A 19436-nucleotide genomic window follows, 5' to 3' on the forward strand; every position below is an offset into this window, starting at 1 on the left:
CGGACTGCTGGGGCAGGCGAAATTTTCTGTTCGGCTGAATGTAGATGGCACGTCGCTCGCCTGTGTTGGTGCGGTCGGCGAGCAGGGTGGAGCAGACGCCACCACGCTCGCGGTTGTGAGAGCGATAGCGAACGACAGCTATGGTAGTGTGGATTTCGCCGGCGTGCGCATAGGGGCTGGACGAGATGGAGTAGAGCCGCGGCGCAAGCTTGGGCAGCATGGCGACGAGATCAGCGGGATCGTGCAGGACGCCCGGATAGTCGTGAAGGAGATCGATGAGGCCACGGTCGTAGGTGTAGTTTTCGAGATGCGTCTGCTGCTCGGGAATGAGGAGGCCGAAGAGCGGCTTGCAGTTGCCGATGGTGGCGTAGGCTTCGATCATCTTGCGGGTGAGGCGAGTGATCTGCAGGTGATTGGTAAGGGCGTCGACGAGTGTTGTTGTGCCGGATTTGGGGAGCTGTACCGGGGCCTGAGGGCTGAAGTTCAGCATGGTGATGATGTCTTCGACAAGTTGGTGGTCGTTCTGCGGGACGACACCACAGGCGTCTCCGGCTTCGTACTTGAGATTCGAGTCGGCGATGGAGAAGGCCATGTGCATGGTGAGTTTGCTCGAGACCTCGCGGGTGAGCGGATGCTTGTCTACGAGAGGCGCGAGGAAAGGATTCTCGCGAGTGTACGCGGAGGTGCTGGTCTCGCTTGAGAGAGGCTTCGCCGCCGGGGCAGCGATCTTTGTCGACGGCGTTGGCGTGTTCTTTGCCGGGCGCGTGGAGATGATGGATTCGAGGCGAGAGTAGAGTTCCTGCTTCCAGTTGGTGAAGGCATCGTCGAGATCGACATCGCAGTCGATGCGATCGTGCAGGCGGACGGCGCCGAGCGAGTCGAGTTTGTTGTCGAGGTCGATGCCGAATTTGCAGAAGTGCTCGTAGTGCGAATCGCCGAGGGCGAGCACAGCGTAGGAGAGGTCCTGGTAGCGGGGGAAGTGTTCGATGCAGAGCTTCTCGTAGAAGGGCTTAACCGCATCGGGGGCGTCGCCGTCGCCGTAGGTACTGGCGATGAGGATGGCGTAGCGCTCTTCGGCGAGCGCGGCGGGCGTGTAGCCCTCGAGTGAGATGAGCGAGGCGATGTGACCTTTGGATTTGAGATCCTTCGCGACTTTGCGCGCGAGGCCTTCGGAGGTACCGGACTGCGAGGCATAGAGCACCGCGATCTTCAGCGACAGAGGGGCCTCGTTGACGATGGCGGGCTGCGCGGAAGAAAAGATTCCGGCGAGAAAGCCGTTGAGCCATGCGCGCTGATCGTTGTCGAATGGCGCGTTGTCGGGAATGTAGGGGACGAGCGTCGGACTGGTGGTTTGCATCGTCATACGAGCTCCTGGGTTGCGCAGAAGGACTGTAGTTCTGTGATGGAGTGCCGCCGCGTGAATTCGAGGAAGGATTCTTCCGGGTTGCGTTGCGTGGTGTATGAGTGGAAGAGTTGCTCCATAACTGGTGGCAGATCGCTGAACTTGATCGCCGGAATGAGCTCTCTGCCGATGGCCTGATCGCGGTCGGAGCCGCCGCCGATGACGACCTGGTAGCCTTCTTCGCCACTGACTTTGACGCCCATGAGACCGATGTCGCCGATGTAGTGCTGCGCGCAGGAGTGGGGGCAGCCGGTGACGTGCAGATTGACGGGCTGCACGATGTTGAAGCGGCTATCGAGCAGGTTGGCGAGCGCGACGGCGTGGGTCTTGGTGTCGGTGGCGGCGAAGCGGCATCCCTTGTTGCCGGTGCATGCGACGGTGCCGCTGAGGACTGTGCCTGCTTCGAAGGCGAGACCGGCAGCGAGGATTGCTGCCTTTGCGGCTTCGAGTTTTGCTGCGGAAATGTTGGGAATGATGAGGTTCTGCCAGACGGTGAGACGCAGTTCGCCGGTGCCGCATGTCTCTGCGATGCTGGCGAGTGCGAGCATCTGATCGACGGGCAGGCGACCGACAGGAATGGAGATACCGATGTAGTGCAGGCCGGGCTGCGACTGTGCGTGCACGCCGATGTGTCCGGCGCGGTCGATGGGCTTGCGCGGCTCGCATGCCGATGCGGGAACGCGGATGAGAGGGAAGGCGAGAAGCTTTTCGGTTTTGGCGATGAATTTCTCGACGCCCCATTTGTCGATGAGGTATTTGAGGCGTGCCTTCTTGCGATCGGTGCGGTCGCCGCGCTCGGCGAAGACGCGAATCATTGCGGCGGCCACCGCGACAGTCTGGTCGGGGCGGAGGAGCAGGCCGCAATCGGTTGCGAACTGTTTGTGGCCGGTGATGCCCGAGAGCAGCACGCGGAAGTAGATGCCAGCAGGGATGCCGTGGCCCTCCTTGACTTCGACGGCGATGAAGCCGATGTCGTTGGTGTCGGCGACGACGCTGATGGAGCCGCCGTTGTCGAAGGCTACGTTGAACTTGCGTGGCAGGCCGTACATATCGCGCGAGTTGAGGATGTAGCGGTTGAGTGCGTCGGCGAGTGGAGCTACGTCGTAGAGCTCGTGGGGGTCGATGCCGGTGATGGGAGATGCGGTGATGTTGCGGATGTTGTCCGCACCCGATCCGCGCGAGGTCATGCCGAGGTCCTGAATTTTGGAGAGGACGTTGACGATATTTTTTGGCTGGAACTCGCGGACCTGGAGGTTACTGCGCGTGGTGAGATCGGCGCGGCCGGAGCCCCAGTCAGCGGCCATCTGCGCGAGGCCGCGAAGCTGGTGTGAGCTTAGAATGCCGCCGGGAACACGCATGCGCAGCATGAAGGAGTCCTGCGCGGGAGCGACGTAGAAGAGGCCGTGGAATTTGAAGCGGAAGAGATCATCGGGCGCGGGAACTTTGTCTTCGTTGGCGTGCACGACGAGCTTGTCCCAGATGTCGAGCGAGTTTTCTTCCTGCTTCCATCGCTCTTCTTTGCACAGATCAGAGAGCGGCGTGCCGAACCAGGTGGGCTCGGCCTCTTCGGCAGCTTGATTGACGAGGCCGGAGTCGGGATCGTTGGTGATCTGTCCGCTGAGGGTTTGACCGACGAAGTGTATGACTCCGCGCTGCGCTACTCCGGCGAAGAAGCCCTGGAGGTACTGCTGCTGCGCAAGGGAGAAGCCCGGCGTGTCGATCAGGGTGGTGGTGGTCTGCGATTCCATGCTGAATCTCCTTTACGGTCTCCGGCGGATAAATGCCGGAAGATCCTGAAACGCAATCTGGGATTGGTGCAGCCAGATGCGGGCCAGATAAACATCGCGCTGAGATAACCCAGGTGCGATGGATTCAAGGCTCGTCAGGGAGCATGAAACTAAGTATGAGAGTGGGAGCCGGGACACAGCATGGTGCCGGGCTGAACTTCTTCGACTATCCAGATCGGACTGAATAGCATTCGGTGAACTTGATACTACTGCGGGCTTTGCGTGAGTGCAAGTGAGGAAGCGATGAATTGGGAGAGGCAAACAAAGTTTGATGAGGAGTAGAAGTTTTTGTTATACGGGCGCTCGTTGGTTGTTCCATGCGAGCTGCAATGTTACAAAACTGGTAACAGCTCCCACAGTTCAATGACACCTTGATGTGTCGACCTATCCCGACCGGGTGGGACTCTTCTGCTCTACGCCTGAGCAACCAAACCCAAATCCTCGCGTCAAGTTACGACTATCGAGCCGGACGCATTTCTGTCTCTGTGGCTGCGAACTGGGCGAGGATCACTCTTCATTCGAAGTACGTAACTGTGGCACTTACAAGGAGAGCCCATGAAACGTGTTATTTTAGCCGTTCTTTTTTCCGTGCAGGCGTTGTCCGGAGTACTGGTTGTTGCGCAGGATAGCTTTTTTACCAGGTGGCAGGACCGAGTAAGGAAGACGTCATCGCAACAGCCGGGATGGGCTGTGCCTGTAGTGGCCCCGAGCTCGGGTCTTGTGCAACTGGCGCGTATCGATGTGTTGCACCAATGGACTTCGACCCATACTTCGACGTGGAACTATGGCAATAGCAAGGGTTTCAACTTTATTCCTTATTACAAGACGGAGGTGGATGTGAACCTGCCGCCGTATGTCGAGCACAATACCCCGAAGGCGGTGGATGGAGCCGGGGATTTCTCGATGGTAGTGAAGTATCGTCCGTTTGCGGGGGGCGCGGAGCAGGGAAACTACTCGACCTCATTTCAAGTGGCAGCTACTGGCGCGACTGGAAGCTATAAGAACGGAACTGCGAGAACTACGATCAATCCGACGTTGATTCTAGGCAAAGGGTTTGGGCGTTTCGATGTTCAATCGAGCCTGGGTGGGACTTTGCCTGTAGGCTCGGTCCACACGATTGGAAGGACGATTGTGTGGAATACTGTCGCGCAATATCAGGTGGCAAGGATCTTCTGGCCTGAGGTCGAGGTAAATGCGAGCTATTTCCATCTTGGGCCAAACAATGGGAAGAGCCAGACGTTTGTTACTCCGGGATTGATGGTGAGCAGGATCAAATTGCGCAAGGACCCGAGGGACAGGCTGGGATTGGTGTTTGGAGGGGGCATGCAGATTGCGACTTCTACCTATCATGCCTATGACCACGGCCTCGTGCTGACGGGACGCTTGACCTTCTAGAGCGGTTCAATCGCGATTTTGTCGGCGGCTCTGTGATTGTGGATGCAGAGCCGCTAGAATTGTGAGTAACAGGTGGCCGGCTCAAAGTAATTTGTCATTGCAGACTGGCTGGGGGAGATGGATGACGCACGCGAGCTTTGATGGATTGCGAGTTTTGTCGCTTGAATCGCGACGCGCAAAAGAGGTCGCGAAACTGATACGCACCTATGGTGGCGAACCCTTTGTTGTGCCTGCCATGCGCGAAGCGCCGCTGGAGTCGAACAAGCAGGCGCTTGAATTTGCGGATGATCTGCTGCACGAGAAGTTCGATCTTGTCATCTTTCTGACGGGCCTGGGGCTGCGCGCTTTGCTCGATATTGCGCAGACGAAGTACAACCGCGAAGAGTTGATTGAAGCGCTGCGCTCGGTAAAGATCGGCGCGCGTGGACCGAAGCCTGCAGCGGCGTTGAAAGAGCTGAGGATTCCAGTGACAGTGACGGCGCCTGAACCGAATACATGGCGCGAGATGATGCACGCGATGGAGGCGGAGTTCGGCGACAAGCTGGGCGCAATGCGGGTCGCGGTGCAGGAGTATGGTGCTTCGAATCCTGAGTTTCTCTCCGAGCTGACGGTGAAATGTGGTGAGGTGACGAAGGTCCCCGTATATCAGTGGACGCTGCCTGAAGATGTGGGGCCGCTGCGGGAGTGCGTGCTGGGCGTTGCGAACGGCAGCGTGGATGTCGTGTTGTTTATGACAGCGGTGCAAGTGATTCATCTCTTTCAGGTAGCCGAGGAGATGGTCATGCGTGAGGAGCTGCGCGCCGGACTGATATCGATGGTAGTGGTTTCGATTGGGCCGACGACGTCGGAAGAGCTGACCCATTACGGTATTACTCCCGACTTTGAACCTTCGCATCCGAAGATGGGCTTCCTGGTGAATGAGGCGGCGCAGTACTCGGGCAAGATTCTCCAGCGGAAGCGCAGCGCTGATGCCGGAGCGGTCGTGCCATCCGATAAAAGTATCGATATGCCGGTGGAGAAGTCGAAGTCAGGCGTGCGCCGCGTTGCTGTTTCTACGCCGACCATGGCGGGGTTTCGCGATGGGCTTACCTCCATTGATTTTTTGCATGAGATCAGCAGCAGACTTGCATCGGCGGACTCGTTTCATGTGGTGCTGGGAAGCATCGTTGACTTTGTGACGACGGTGATTCCGTGCGACTCATGCTTCATCTATGTGATGGAGCACGAGAAGCTGGTGCTGCGTGCATCGAAGAATCCTCATGCCGATCTTGTCGACCATTTGGGCATGTCGCTGGGGCAGGGAATCACAGGCTGGGTAGCCGAGCATCGCGAGCCGGTGGCGATTGCTTCGGGAGCGTCGAATGATCCGAGGTTCGTGATGTTTCGCAATCTGCCGGAAGATCACTTCGAGGCGATTCTGTGCACCCCGATTCTCTGTGCTAGCAAAGTTGTCGGCGTCATTAATCTGCAGCACCAGATGAGCTACCAACATACGGCGAATGAGATTCGGCTGCTCTCGATGCTTGGCTTTCTGGTGGGCGCAGAGATTGAACGCACACGGCTGGAGACGGAGAACCTGCAACTGGCCGGGCGGCTGGAGACGCGGAAGGCGGTGGACCGTGCGAAGGGAATTCTGCAGCGCGATCTGGGGATGAGCGAGGACGAGGCTTACCGGACGATGCAGCGGGAGAGCCGCCAGCGGAGGATTTCGATGCGGGAGATCGCCGATGCCATCGTGCTGGGCGATGATCTGAAGAAAGCGCAGGCTGCTGACGGGGCTCGTGCTTAAGCTTGTCTGAAGCGCAAGTGAGACAAGGCGAAGGCGAATATAGGGGACTTTCCATTGCGCCACGCCATAAAGCTGCGCGGCTCCGGTCGAGATGACGTGCTTTATCGTTTGGGCGAAGACTTAGACGATGAGCACGTGAATGTTCTGGCTGCGAAATTGTTCCGCTATTTCGGGGTCGATGCTGTCGTCGGTGATGATGGTGTGGATCTGAGACGGCTCGCAGACCTTGTTGGTGCTGATCATTCCGAGTTTGCTGGCATCGGCTACGGCGACGACCTGGCGTGAATGTTTAGCCATCTCTCCGAGAATGAGCGCTTCGTCCGACTCGATAACGGTCAGGCCGTATTTGGGGTGGATTCCGGTGGCGCCCATGAAGACCTTATCGAAGTAGAGCTGCTCGATGGAGTGGAAGGCGGTGGCTCCGACCATGGAGAAGGAGCCGGGCCAGCGGATGGAGCCGCCGGTAAGGGTGACCCTGGCATTGGGCTGGCTGGAGAGTTCCATGCCGATGTTGACCGCGCTGGTGACGAGATGGATGCCTTCGCGATGGCGCAGGCTGCGAGCGACCTGGGTGGTGGTAGTGCCGGGTGAGAGCGCGATGGTGTCGCCTTCGGCGACCATATCGGCGGCGGCGATGGCGATACGGCGCTTCTCGTCAGCGAAGCGCTCTTCGCGGAGAGGAAAGGCGGCATCGAAGCGGAAGGGTTCGTAAGTGAGCTTGCCGGCGAGCTCCACGCCGCCGTGTGTGCGATGGACGAGGCCGCGCTGCTCGAGCTTGATGAGATCGCGGCGGACGCTGGCCGAAGAGGCGTCAACTGCGGCAGCGAGATCTTCTACGCTGCTCGTGCCCTTCTGCAGAAGCAGATGAAGAATCTGATTTGCACGATCGTGTTTCTTTGCAGCCACTTGAATACATCCTTTCAATGTGAAGCCAACCCCTCTTGAGGGTAATGGAATTCTTACCTTGACGAATATTAAACTATTAAGCATTTAAATGATCATTTGCATAAGTTATTTGCATGATAATGAAAATATTCATTGACATTTATCTATTTGGCTTTCTATGCTAGGGCCATCGGTATTAGTCGGCAGAGAGTTTCAAAGAGGCGAGCACGGGATTTGAAATGGATGCGACCGCCTTTGTTTTCTTCTTTTTGGATGAAGCAGCCAATTTAGCCAGTACCACAGAGTGAGGAACCTTATGAGAACCAAGCTTTTTCAATACCTTGCAGGATGTGCGTTGACCGTCCTGTTGTGTATGTCTCCTTCGCTTGCGCAGACGGTGACGGGCTCGATTACCGGAGCAGTGACGGATTCTAGCGGCGCGGTTATTCCCAACGCGCATGTGACTGCTACCAACACAGGGACGAGTGTGAAGACCGAAACGGTAACCAACAACGCCGGTGTTTACACGATCCGCTTCCTGCCGATCGGGCAATATCAGGTGATGGTGCAGGCGAATGGATTTGCTTCGCAGACGCTGCCTGCGTTCTCGCTGGAAGTCGCTCAGTCGGCGAGGTTCAACGTGCAATTGAATGCCGGCAATGTAGCGGAGACGGTGCAGGTATCGGCGGAGACAGCGCCTATCCTCAATACAAACGACGACACCCTGAGCAGCACGTTCACCGCCAATACGATCCGGAACTTCCCTCTGAATGGCCTCGACTTTTCTGCAATTACGCTTTATGTTCCCGGCGCTGTCAGCACGGCCGGCACGGGGGGAACGACCAGCATCGAGCGCAGCACCTACTACACCGATTCGGTCAACCTCAATGGAAATCGCGCCCAGGCCAACAATTACACACTGGACGGCATTGACATGAACGAGACGTTTAATAACCTGATCTCTTATAGTCCCGCTCCCGAATCCCTACAAGAGATACATGTCATTACTGCGAACTCACCGGCCGACTACGGCAATGTGAATGGCGCGGGAGTCGTGAACGTTCTCAAGAGCGGCACCAATAGTTTCCATGGCTCCGCTTACGGCTACCTTCAGGATTACAGGCTGAACGCCAACTCGTGGAGCAATAACAACCAGGACATTCGAATCAATCCGTACTCCCAGGACCAGTTTGGTGGAACCTTCGGCGGTCCAATCCTGCACAACAAACTGTTCTTCTTCGTCGACTACCTGGGGTCTCGGAATCACAAGGGCGGCATCAGCTCGGCAAGCGTATTTACGCAGGCCATGCGCAGTGGCGATTTCTCTGTTCTATTGAATGGAAACTCTCCGAAGCAGCTGTACGATCCACTCAACAACTTTGCTCCCTACGCAGATAACAAGGGAATACCGGTCAACAATCCGGTTGCCAAGTTCCTGTTTGCAAATCCCAAATTGTACCCACTGCCAAACGCAACACCGACCGACGGAATCGCGAACAGCAACTACCAGGCCCCGTCGCGCACTTTCAAGGCCAACAACCAGGGAGATGTCAAGATTGAGTTCGACCCACGGATGAGCGATAAGTTTACGGGTTTCTACTCTATGTCCACGGCCTATGATGGCAACACTCCAGTGCTAGACATCGGCTTTAATGGAGTGAATTTGTATCCCACGAAGCTCTCTGGTGTGAACTGGGTGCATACCTTTTCGCCAGCGTTGATTAACTCCGCACGTATCGGATTCACTCGCACGGTCTGGGCCCAGAACTTCCCGATCGACAGGACTGGCGAATTTGGAGATTCGGGCAACGCCAAGGTCGGAATCACGTTCCCGAATCAAGCTTTTGCGGGCTACTCTGGCCAGACCATTAGCGGAGGCATTACCGCGGGCGGCAACCCGGTGTTTGGCGGCGGCCTGATTGACAACACCTACAGCTACATCGATAACCTGACATGGCAACGCGGCCGTCACTTATTGAGCATCGGCGCCCAAGCGCTGCGCTATCAAAATAACTATCCGACCGCCAACAATAATGGCTATCTGGGTTCGCTCACCTACAACGGGAATTACACCTCAAGTCCTAACGATGCCAATTCCGGTTATGGCGGTGCTGACTTCCTGTTGGATCGCGTGAGTCAGGTCGCCGCGACTCTGGCCAGCGTGAATGTCGGCCAGCGCCAATGGCGCGTTGCCGGCTTCATCAACGATGACTTCAAACTGCTTTCCAACCTTACCTTGAACTTCGGAGTGCGCTACGAGTTCGATCAGCCGTGGGTGGAGTCCAACAATAAAACCGGAAACATCGACGAGGCCACAGGCCAGGTGTTGTATGCGCACAGTGTTCCCGCTGGAGCGCCTGCTGGATCGGGAGTTTGCAGCAACCGAGCCTGCTACGACAACAACTATCGCCAGATCATGCCGCGCTTCGGATTTTCGTTTCAGGCAAAGCCCCGGCTGGTGATTCGTGGTGGCTACGGTGCGACCAGCTTTTTCGAAGGCAACTCTTCGAACCAGCGTTTGACTTCGATTACGCCCTTCATCCAGGCAATCAATGTTAACCTGACGCAACCTACACTCACCGATGTTCCGACTCCGCTTACCGCAGAGACGGCCTTTGATTCCCCAAGCAGCAATGGGGGCACCTTCAATGTCTATCCGAAGAACATGCAGCCAGCCTATGTGCAGCAGTGGAACCTGACGACCGAGTATGCGCTGAGCAGCACATTGTCACTAGCGGTTGGATATCTTGGGGAGCAGGGACAGCATATCGAAGATTACGGCAACCTGAACCAGTACCGGGTTAATGGCGATCCGACCTCAGCACCGTATTACAACAACCAGTACATCGGTGTGAATTCGGCCCTGGGCATAGGTTCAAATTCTCTGCTTGTTACCGAGTCGCGGGCGATGATGAACTACAACGCGCTTCAGGCTGTATTGCGGCAACGGTTCAGCCACGGGCTTGAGTACATGTTGAACTATACCTATAGCAAGGCAATGACTAACAGTCTGGGAAACTATGCGTTAAATGTTAACGGCTATAGCGGTGCGTTCCAGAACTACTATGACAGCGGAGCGGACTACGGCCCTGCCGGCTACGACGTGACTCACAACGTGTCCGGGACTCTCACCTATGCGCTGCCTGTCGGCCGAGGCCAGGAATACCTGAACGGCGTCAATCACCTGGTCGATGAAGTCATCGGCGGTTGGAGACTTGCTGCTAACGGTGTGGCGTACTCAGGCTTTCCGGAGACGCTTACTTCAAGCGTCAGCAGCAATTCCAATAGCTTCTTTGGCAATGACCGGGCAAATCAATATCGGAAGCTGAAGATCGTCAATCGCTCGATCCACCACTGGTTTGGAACAGATCCATCTGCCCAGCCTTGCACAACGCCTGGCGTGGACAATGGTGTGTGCGCCTTTGGCGCACCTGCAACCAACACCTTTGGCAGTTCGCGGAACGGCGCGGTTCGCGGCCCTGGATTTCTCAACGTGAACATGTCGGCGATGAAGGACTTCCATACCTTCCGAGAGCAGACGCTCGGCTTCCAGTTCGATGCGTTCAATGCGTTCAATATCGTAAGCTATGGCAACCCGGATACCGGGATCAACAATGCCACCTTTGGCTACATTGCACAGCAGAACTCGATTCGTTCTACCGAGCGTCAACTGCAGTTCTCCGCGCACTACCGATTCTAGTTTTTTGCGCATAGCAGGGAATGTGTAATTTGAAGGAATCAAGGCAGCGTCGGCTCGGAACTCTGAGCCGACGCTTAGCGTATAGCTTATTTAATCCAATCGTTTAGAAAGTGTTGGTATGGTTACTCCTGAGTTAGTGAGCCCTGATGCGTAAGATCGTCTTTGAACTCTGTGCCGAGAGTATCGATGCTTGTCTCGTTGCATACGAGGCAGGTGCAAACCGAATTGAGCTTTGCTCCGCGCTCAGCGAAGGTGGGCTGACGCCGAGTCATGGCCTCATCCACGAAGCAGTGACGCGCAGCGGGCTGCCTGTGCATGTGCTGCTGCGGCCTCGCGGCGGTGACTTCGTTTATACGGATGCTGAGTTCGATGTTATGCGGGAAGATCTGAAGCATCTTCGCCTGCTGGACGTGAGTGGGGTGGTGCTGGGGGTGTTGCGTGAGGATGGCACGGTCGATGTTGAACGCAATCGCGAGTTGGTGGAGATGGCAGGAACGCTCGAAGTGACCTTCAGTCGCGCCTTCGATCACACTGTTTCTCTGGAAGACGCGTTGGAGGATGTCATCGCGATTGGCTGCCGGAGGGTGCTGACGTCGGGCGGCGAGCGCGATGTTGTGAGCGGAGGCAAGTCGCTGGCGCGGCTGCTGGAACAGGCCGCGGGGAGAATCGATATCGCAGTGGGCGGTGGCCTACGACTGAAGAATGCCGCTGCGGTGGCGCGGGCGACGGGGGCGCAACACTTTCATGGTTCTATACGCAAGATCGTTGCCGGGCCGCGCCGCTATGGGGGGCGCGATGTGCATGATGAGACCGGCTCTTCTGCTCAGTCGCGGTTTGTTGTCGAGAGCGATGATGTGCGCGCGATGATCGAGAACCTGACCAACGCTTAGGTTTCTCTGCTCGCGAGAGAGTGGACCTTAAGACTGGTTAGTTTGATGCGCGGTCTGGAAGGACGCTCCAGATCGCAGGATCTTCTTCGCCGAGGACCCAGGCGCAGATTCCCTGAAGGTGCTGCTCTTTGGCGAGGTTGTAGCGGTCGGCGAAGCCGCGCTTCTCGGTGTAGAAGACCCACTCGCGCATCTGATCGCGATAGAAGTAGAACCAGGCGGTGTGGTCCACGGGGTCCCACTGCTCCTGCCCGTTGTAGGTGTCGCGAAGAAACTGTGCGTTGATGGCGCTGATATATTCGGCGGTGATATTGGGTTTCTGAACTTTTTCGTTGATGCCGGGATCGCCTGTGAACCAGTGGTATCCGTACAGCGCGATGCCGAGGGAGAGCTTGTCCTTCGGTACGGATTTCAACGCATAGTCTAGATTTTCATTGGTCCATATCCAGCCACCGACGGGACCGGGCGTGGTCCAGCGGGTGTGCTGGTCGTAGGTCATGAGGCAGAGCAGGTCGACGGATTGGCCGATGGCTTTGAGGTCGAAGGCTCCGCGCCAGTCGGAGAAGATCCACTTGCTGAAGGGGGTGTGGCCGGGATAGCCGGGAGCATTGGGGACGACTGCGATCTGAAGCTGAAGGTGCTGCTGGTGGAATGCGTCGGCGATTCGCTTGATGGTGGCGGAGAGCGCGTCGCGATCATTCCAGCTGATGTTCTCGAAGTCGAGTTGAAAGCCGTCGTAGCCATTCTTCTTGCAGGCGGCGATGAGAGAGTCGATCATCGCTGTTTGTGCTTTGTCATCGGTCATCAAGGTGTGGATCTTGACCTTGTCGAAGAGTGCGACGATGGGGAAGAGGGCGATGTGGCGTTGTTTGGCGACGCGCAGGACGGAGGGGTCGGGCTCGCCGTAGACGAGGCCGGTCTCATCTACGCTGTACCAGGTGGGGACGATGATGTCGATCTTGGATTGATGCTCCATGAAGTCGCGGACCGACTGCGGCTGGTCTGTCATGTAGAAGAGAGTCTTGGTCTGGGCAAAGACTGTGCTTGCTGCAAACAGGAGACAGAAGATCACGAACTTCATGGAGCCTATCCTTTCTTGCATTATGCGGTTTCGAGCTTGAAGGACGGTGGAATGTCCTCGGCCTTGGTGCCGAATTCGAGGTTGGGCTGGCTGCCCAGCATGAACTCGATCTTGGCTCCGTCGACGATCTCGCGATGGTTGAACCATGAGCGAGTGTGAGGCTTGCCGTTGAAGGTGACGGACTGGATGTACTGGTCCGAGGGTGCGCTGCGATGAGCTACAATTTCAAGCTGCTTGCCCTTGCCGAGCTGCAGAGTGACCTGATCGAACAGCGGCGTGCCGAAGATGTAGTTTCCGCTGACGGGATCGACGGGGTAGAAGCCCATGGAGCTCATGATGTACCAGGAGGACATCTGGCCCACGTCTTCATTGCCCTGCAGACCGTCGGGAAGCGCGGCGTACATCGTCTCCATCAACATGCGGATACGCTGCTGGGTCTTGTGCGGCTGACCAGCGTAGACGTAGAGATAGGCGATGTGGTGCGACGGCTCGTTGCCCTGAGCGTATTGACCGACGAGGCCGGCGATGTCGGGTGGAGCATCGGGCGGCAGCGTGGAGGGCTGGTCGAACAGTTCATCGAGCTTGGCGAGAAAAGCTCTCTGGCCGCCGAGGGTCTCGATGAGGCCTGCTGCATCGTGCTGAATGCCGAAGGTGGTCTGCCAGGAGTTGGACTCGGTGAAGTCACGCCACTTCTTGGACGTTCCCATGGCGAGCGGATCGAAGCCCGGAGCCCATTCGCCGTTTGCAAGCTTTGGTCGCGCAAAGTTAATTGTGCGGTCGTAGTAGTTGCGATAGTTCAGCGAGCGGTCGGCGAGCATCTTTGCGTCGTCCTCGTGGCCGAGCTTCTTGGCGACGTGCGCGATGGACCAGTCGTCGTAGCAGTATTCAAAGCCCTTGCTGACGGACTCTTCCTCGAGGTCGCAGGGAATGTAATGCTTCGAGCGGTAATAGCCAAGACCACGGTAGTCGTCCACCATGGCGCGCTGCATCATGCACTTGTAGGCGCGCTCGTAGTCGATGCCGGTAAAGCCCTTGTTGCAGGCTTCTGCCATGACGGCGGCGGAGTGATAGCCGGTCATGGTGCCGGTTTCTGTACCTTGAAGCGGCCAGACGGGCATACCGGCGGGGCTCTGTTCGGCCATCAAGATGAGGGCGTTGACGAAGTCGGGCACATGGTCCGCGTTGATCAGCGTGTAGAGCGGATGGGTGGCGCGGTAGGTGTCCCACAGAGAGAACGTCGTGTAGTTGCGCTGTCCGGGGTTGAGCTTGTGGTTCTGCTTATCCATACCGCGATAGCTGCCGTCGGCATCGTCGAAGAGCGAAGGGCCGATGGAGGCGTGGTAGAGCGCGGCGTAGAAGATGCGGCGGTGGGTTTCGTTTTTGGTGGTGATGTTGATGCGCGAGAGTTGATTGTTCCACTTCTCGCGAGCGCTGCGGCGAACGCGCTCGAAGTCCCATCCGGGCAGCTCAGCCTTCAGGTTGTTGGCGGCGGACTCTGCGCTGACGCCGGAGATGCCGGTCTTTACGAAGATGACGGGATTATGGGTCAGGTCGAAGAAGGCGACACACTTGAGGTTCTTTCCCGTCAAAGGTTCGGTGCCAGCTGGAACCTCTGCGTCATCACTGTAGAAGATGATGCGCGTGGGCTTCTGCGAGAACTGCATGGTGAAGTAGGCTTCGCGGCCGTCGCCCCAGGACTTGGTGACCCGGCCTCCGGCAAGCGTGTCGGGCGCAGGGCTGTCCAGCGATGCTGAGATGACGTTCGACGGGCCATAACTGTGCTGGAGATCGACGATGATGTGTGCGCTCTTGGCTGCCTTGGCGTCGCGAGGAAAGGTGTAGCGGTGCAGGCCGGTGCGCTCGGTGGCGGTCAGCTCGGCGTGGATGCCGTAGTCCTTGAGTAGGACCGAGTAGTAACCGGGCTCGGCGTGCTCGTCCTTGTGGTCGAAGCGCGAACGATAACCCTCGTCGGGGTTTTCGCGTGAGCCGGGGACAATCTTCGACTCACCGGTGCCGGGCATGACCAGAAAGTCGAGTAGGTCGCCGCATCCGGTTCCGCTGAGATGGGTGTGGCTGAAGCCCATGATGGAGGTGTCGGAGATGTGGTAGCCGGAGCACCAGTCCCAACCGTCGGTGAAGGTGTCGGGGCTGAGCTGGACGGCGCCGAAGGGAACGACTGCGCCGGGGAAGCAGTGGCCGTGGCCGCCGGTTCCGATAGTGATGTCGACGAGGGAAGCGGGATCGTTTGCGCCGTGGGATGATTTGGGGTGTGGGATCACACGGGCGAAGGCAGTGGTTCTGATAGCGCTAACAGTACAGGCGGCAGAGACCCCGCCTAGAAAAGATCTTCTTGATATCACGCGAACTCCATCAATTGAGATTTAACACTTTACGAATTACGAAGCCGTAGATAGGACGAATCGCCGAGAAATAGGTATGGGAAACACTCTCGATTGAACCGATTTCCGATACCTCTGGCAGACTCGTACGTTATCGGTTACGAGTCTACCCGGAGGCACCTACCCCTGTCAGCCCTCTTGTGAATACGGTGTCGGGGCTTTTATCGTGTTATTGCCCGGAAGTTGCTCTGCCGTCATAGAGTTGAAACTCGCGAATGGCGGCGGTTCCAGAGGTCGAGATGAGGTGGAGACGCACCCGCTGCGTGGTGCAGGCGGGAAAGATGTCAATCTTTTTGTGTCCGATGGCATGTGCGCGCGCCAACGGTTTCCATGCGCCGTTCTGCCAGGCTTCGATGGAGTATTCCTCAACGTGCTGGCCGTCGTTGAGCCTTTCCATAGTGACGGCGCGGTCGAAGGTGACCGGCTTGTCGAAGCGGACTTCGAGGGTGCCGTGCAGCGGGGAGGCAACCCAGAAGGTGTCGGGATTGTTGTCGAGTGCTTCAGCGGTTTCGGCACCGACGGCGTGGCCCTGCTCAGCGACGAGGTTGTGGCCATAGATGCGATGGACAGCCTCGCCGAACTCGTGCAGGCGTTTGACGTCGGCGGCGGGAAGCTGGCCGGTGTTGTCGGGTGCGAGGCCGAGCATGAGCTGAGCGCCGCGGCCTACGGTGTTGGTGTAGATATCGAGCAGGTCATCCACGGAGCGGAGGGTGGCCTCGTCGTTGGGGTGCCAGAACCAGTGTCCACGATGTAGCGGCGTGTCCGACTCGACCGGGCGCCAGCGCAGATAGCCGGAGCGATCGATGACATTCCAGTTCTCGAAGAGGACCTTGCCGTCTTCGTTGCCGACCCAGCGCAGGTCTGCGTTCTTGTAGAGGCCTACGTCGGCGAAGACCATGGTATTTGGTTGATAAGTACGTAGCTCGGTGATGATGCTGTCGAAGTCGTAGGTGCGTCCGGTGCTGCCTGCGCCATCGAGCCAGAACTCTGTGAGCGGGCCATAGTGCGTGGCGAGTTCATCGAGCTGCGCGAGGTAATACTTGTCATACGCCTTGGGGTCTGGGTAGCGTTTGTCGTGGCGGTCCCATGGAGAGAGATAGACGCCGAAGCCGAGGCCTGCCTTGTGCGCGGAGTCGGAGGCCATGCGGACGAGGTCTCCCTTACCGTCGAGCCAGGGGCTGTTTTTGACGCTGTAGTCGGTCTGCTCGGAGGGCCAGAGGGCGAAGCCGTCGTGATGCTTGGACACTAAGACAGCGTATTTGGCTCCGCCAGCTTTGGCGGCTTCCATCCACTGGTCGGTATCGACGTGGGTGGGGTTGAAGACCGAAGGCGAAGCGGTGCCGTCGCCCCATTCGCGGTTGAGGAAGGTGTTGGTGCCGAAGTGAAAGATGACGCCGATCTCGAGATCCTGCCATTGCACTTGCGCCGGGCTGGGCTTGATATCGACGAAGTTCTGCGAGATGGCTGAAAGGGGTGCGAGGCAAGCCAGGACTGCTATCGCGTGGCAGATGAGGGATAGTTTCCGAGACGATTTGCTGCGAGCAGCGTTGCGCGGCTCAGAGAGACGGACTTCACTTGCTTGAAAGACTTCGGACATCAATTCCTCTATTCCTGTACTGCGTTGACCAACGAACTGAGCGGATCGATGAAGATAAAGCGCACCACCGCCGATGGCTTTTTCGCTGCCTCGATCTGCGCCAGTGTGCTTGCCTTCCAGCCGGCTGGGGCTTTCGTTCCGGACGAGAGGAAGTGGATCGCGTCAGTCGCAGCCTTTGCGAGTTCGGGGAGTTGCTGTGCGCGCTCCTGAATCTCGGTAAGCCGTGGTGAGTGCTGCATCTGTCTCTCTGCGGTGGGGACAGAGTTCGCGACGGTCTCAAACCAGTGATTCAGAGCAGCCGCATCGGCGGTATCGGACTGCGGCGACTTGAGGAATTTCTCGGTAAGATGGGCGATCTCGTAGCGCGACGGCGGATCGGGACGGACTGCATCGACGAAACGGTCGAGGACGGTCAGCTGCGAGGTCTTCTGCTCGTGATAGCGCTCGCCAAAGCTGACGGGCTCAAACGCGGAGGCGAAGATGCGAAGCTGATCGATATCCTGCGTTCCGGCGAGATCGCGCAGGCTGGCGTCTTCCTGAGTGATGTGCTGGAGACCGAGGCCTTCGAGCTGGATGGAGACAACGTTCAGGCGACGGTACATATCGTCCACGTTGGTGACATCTTCGGGAGACCAGAAGCGTTCGGCGATGACCGCGGTGCGGGGCCAGACTCGTGAGTCGATGGTGCCTGGGTCGATCTGCTCACCCCACATGCAAATCTCTCCGCCGAGGACGAGCTTGCGCTGCTGCGGTGTGAGCGGAGAGCTGGATGGCAGCGGGTCGGCGAGGTAGTGCGTGCCTGCGGACTTCATTCCGTCGAGATAGTAGGGTGCGGAGAGAATTCCCTGATAGCCCTGCTGCGCTCCCTGAGCCAGCGAGGCTTCGCCACGCCATGACTGGATTACGACATCTTTGGGAAGCGCGGGGTTGAGGATCTCATCCCATCCGACCATGTGTTTATGGAGTCCGGTGAGGATCTTCAGCACGCGTGTATTGAAGTACGCCTGAAGCGCTCCGTTGTCCTGGAGGTTGTGCGCGTGCATGAAGGCTACGATGCGGGGATTCGTCTTCCAGTCGGGAGCAGGTGTCTCGTCGCCGCCGATGTGCATGTAGGGATCGGGGAAGATGGTGGCCATCTCGCCGAGAAAGCGCGCGATGAACTGATAGGTCTCCTCGCGGGTGGGATCGAGAGCATAGTCTGAGACGCCGAATTCGCGGCGGATACCGGTAGGAGGGGTGCCGCTGGCGAGTTTGGGATAGGCGAACTGCCAGGCGGCGCTGTGGCCGGGCATCTCAAACTCGGGTACGACGCGGATGCCGCGGGCGCGAGCGTAGCTGACGAGGTCGCGTGCGTCCTGCTGAGTGTAGAAGAGGCCGTCGGAGCCGACGCCGGTGAGGCGAGGGTAGAGCTTGCTCTCAATGCGGAATCCCTGGTCTTCGGTGAGGTGCCAGTGGAAGACGTTGAGCTTGACGGCTGCCATTCCATCGATCGTGCGCTTGAGGACGTCCATCGGCTCGAAATGGCGGCCGCAATCAATCATCAGGCCGCGCCAGGGGAAGCGGGGCGAGTCGTGGATGGAGACGACGGGAAGGACATAGTCGCTGCCTGAAGGCTGTACGAGTTGGACGAGGGTTTCGAGGCCATGCATGGCGCCGACTACTGTTGCCGCCTCGATGTGCGCGCCCTTGGGAGTAACGGAGAGGGTGTAATCCTCGTTCTCGTCTACGGACTGAATGGTTTCGCCTGCGCCTTGGACATCGACAGTCAAGGGAGCATCGGTTCCGTGAGTGACCGGCTCAACCGACAATGAAAGGCCAGTCGTCTGCCGCATCTGAAGCACGGCGCGGTGAATGGCACCGTCGAGTCGGGGATTGTCGAAGTGGGTAGTCACGACGTGGAACTGTGCATTGAGCACGAAATTGCCGGGAGGGGTCTGCAGACTGGCCGGTTGCGGCATCAGATTATTGACGAAGGTCTCACTGGTCACTGTCTCGCTAAACGAGATGGAAGAGGTGAGTAGAATGGCGGCGACAGGCAGAAAAGACTTTGTCCAGGAACAGATCTTCATCAATACGTCCTCTTGCAGTCAAGACTAACGTATCTTTTTACAGCCGAAACTGTCTTTTTAGAAAATAATGTTCCGGATAAGGTTATGTTTTCGTGTCCGAGACGGAATTGTTGTGATCGCTGGAGCGGAGTGCTGGAGAGCGATTGGAAGGGTGAGGTATCTGTGTAGGGAGTTCGGGGCAACGAAGAGGTCCAGTTGTTGAAATAGAATTTGTCAAGTCAAAAATTCATCTTCGGTGATCTTATCTTTGTAGCTTTGAATACGGTTCGGCGTTCTCGAAGTCGTATTCGACCGATATTCGATAGATGTTTGCTTCATCAGTTTCTTCTAGCGTATCTTGGGTTTGAACAAGCTTTAAAAACGGTTTTTTCCCGCTAACTTAAAGCGCGCCGGTTGTCTTTTTGACACGCCGCAGTAAAGATGAGAGGTCAGGACGCTCGTGGGT

General features: G+C 57.6%; 11 protein-coding genes. 4 read left to right on the forward strand and 7 right to left on the reverse strand.

Annotated features, from left to right (window positions below):
- Positions 1–1363, reverse strand: a 1363-nt coding sequence (locus VMU57_RS15935; protein WP_325385166.1) for a sulfite reductase flavoprotein subunit alpha, incomplete at its 3' end; no start/stop codon positions are given.
- Positions 1360–3150 carry a NirA family protein gene (locus VMU57_RS15940; protein ID WP_325385168.1) on the reverse strand — a complete coding sequence of 597 codons (1791 nt, stop codon included), beginning with the start codon at positions 3148–3150 and terminating at the stop codon, positions 1360–1362. The genes VMU57_RS15940 and VMU57_RS15935, both read right to left, overlap by 4 nt.
- A gap of 594 nt (positions 3151–3744) precedes the next feature.
- Between VMU57_RS15940 and VMU57_RS15945 the strand changes: the two genes are divergently transcribed.
- Together VMU57_RS15945 and VMU57_RS15950 are read left to right on the forward strand one after the other, a co-directional pair.
- On the forward strand, positions 3745–4584 hold the full coding sequence (locus VMU57_RS15945) for a hypothetical protein (RefSeq protein WP_325385170.1): 840 nt from the start codon (positions 3745–3747) through the stop codon (positions 4582–4584).
- Positions 4585–4705: 121 nt separating this feature from the next.
- Entirely contained in the window at positions 4706–6373 is a 1668-nt protein-coding gene (locus VMU57_RS15950; protein WP_325385171.1) for a uroporphyrinogen-III synthase, read from the forward strand.
- Positions 6374–6493: 120 nt separating this feature from the next.
- Here the strand turns inward: VMU57_RS15950 and VMU57_RS15955 are convergent, their stop codons facing one another.
- Positions 6494–7279 carry a DeoR/GlpR family DNA-binding transcription regulator gene (locus VMU57_RS15955; RefSeq protein ID WP_325385173.1) on the reverse strand — a complete coding sequence of 262 codons (786 nt, stop codon included), beginning with the start codon at positions 7277–7279 and terminating at the stop codon, positions 6494–6496.
- A 295-nt stretch (positions 7280–7574) separates the two neighbouring features.
- Here VMU57_RS15955 and VMU57_RS15960 point away from each other — a divergent pair, with 295 nt between their 5' ends.
- Both VMU57_RS15960 and VMU57_RS15965 read left to right on the forward strand, forming a co-directional pair.
- On the forward strand, positions 7575–10958 hold the full coding sequence (locus VMU57_RS15960; protein WP_325385175.1) for a TonB-dependent receptor: 3384 nt from the start codon (positions 7575–7577) through the stop codon (positions 10956–10958).
- Between the two features lie 146 nt (positions 10959–11104).
- On the forward strand, positions 11105–11848 hold the full coding sequence (locus VMU57_RS15965; protein WP_325385177.1) for a copper homeostasis protein CutC: 744 nt from the start codon (positions 11105–11107) through the stop codon (positions 11846–11848).
- A 37-nt stretch (positions 11849–11885) separates the two neighbouring features.
- Here the strand turns inward: VMU57_RS15965 and VMU57_RS15970 are convergent, their stop codons facing one another.
- The 4 genes from VMU57_RS15970 to VMU57_RS15985 form a co-directional block, all read right to left on the reverse strand.
- Positions 11886–12926 (reverse strand): glycosyl hydrolase family 18 protein, encoded by a 1041-nt coding sequence (locus VMU57_RS15970; protein ID WP_325385179.1) that lies wholly within the window; start codon positions 12924–12926, stop codon positions 11886–11888.
- Positions 12927–12946: 20 nt separating this feature from the next.
- Positions 12947–15205 (reverse strand): GH92 family glycosyl hydrolase, encoded by a 2259-nt coding sequence (locus VMU57_RS15975; protein WP_325385181.1) that lies wholly within the window; start codon positions 15203–15205, stop codon positions 12947–12949.
- 289 nt (positions 15206–15494) lie between these two features.
- Positions 15495–16922: an alpha-L-fucosidase gene (locus VMU57_RS15980; RefSeq protein WP_325385183.1), complete on the reverse strand. Its 1428-nt coding sequence runs from the start codon at positions 16920–16922 to the stop codon at positions 15495–15497.
- A gap of 8 nt (positions 16923–16930) precedes the next feature.
- Positions 16931–18991 carry a beta-N-acetylhexosaminidase gene (locus tag VMU57_RS15985; RefSeq protein WP_325385185.1) on the reverse strand — a complete coding sequence of 687 codons (2061 nt, stop codon included), beginning with the start codon at positions 18989–18991 and terminating at the stop codon, positions 16931–16933.
- Positions 18992–19436: the final 445 nt, after the last annotated feature.

This window comes from Edaphobacter sp., from assembly GCF_035532915.1.
Taxonomy (GTDB): domain Bacteria; phylum Acidobacteriota; class Terriglobia; order Terriglobales; family Acidobacteriaceae; genus Edaphobacter.

Coding starts and splice junctions, on each gene's coding strand:
- VMU57_RS15965 (WP_325385177.1), top strand. CDS start 11,105: ATGCGTAAGATCGTCTTTGAACTCTGTGCCGAGAGTATCGATGCTTGT.
- VMU57_RS15940 (WP_325385168.1), bottom strand. CDS start 3,150: ATGGAATCGCAGACCACCACCACCCTGATCGACACGCCGGGCTTCTCC.
- VMU57_RS15980 (WP_325385183.1), bottom strand. CDS start 16,922: ATGTCCGAAGTCTTTCAAGCAAGTGAAGTCCGTCTCTCTGAGCCGCGC.
- VMU57_RS15950 (WP_325385171.1), top strand. CDS start 4,706: ATGACGCACGCGAGCTTTGATGGATTGCGAGTTTTGTCGCTTGAATCG.
- VMU57_RS15945 (WP_325385170.1), top strand. CDS start 3,745: ATGAAACGTGTTATTTTAGCCGTTCTTTTTTCCGTGCAGGCGTTGTCC.
- VMU57_RS15970 (WP_325385179.1), bottom strand. CDS start 12,926: ATGAAGTTCGTGATCTTCTGTCTCCTGTTTGCAGCAAGCACAGTCTTT.
- VMU57_RS15985 (WP_325385185.1), bottom strand. CDS start 18,991: ATGAAGATCTGTTCCTGGACAAAGTCTTTTCTGCCTGTCGCCGCCATT.
- VMU57_RS15960 (WP_325385175.1), top strand. CDS start 7,575: ATGAGAACCAAGCTTTTTCAATACCTTGCAGGATGTGCGTTGACCGTC.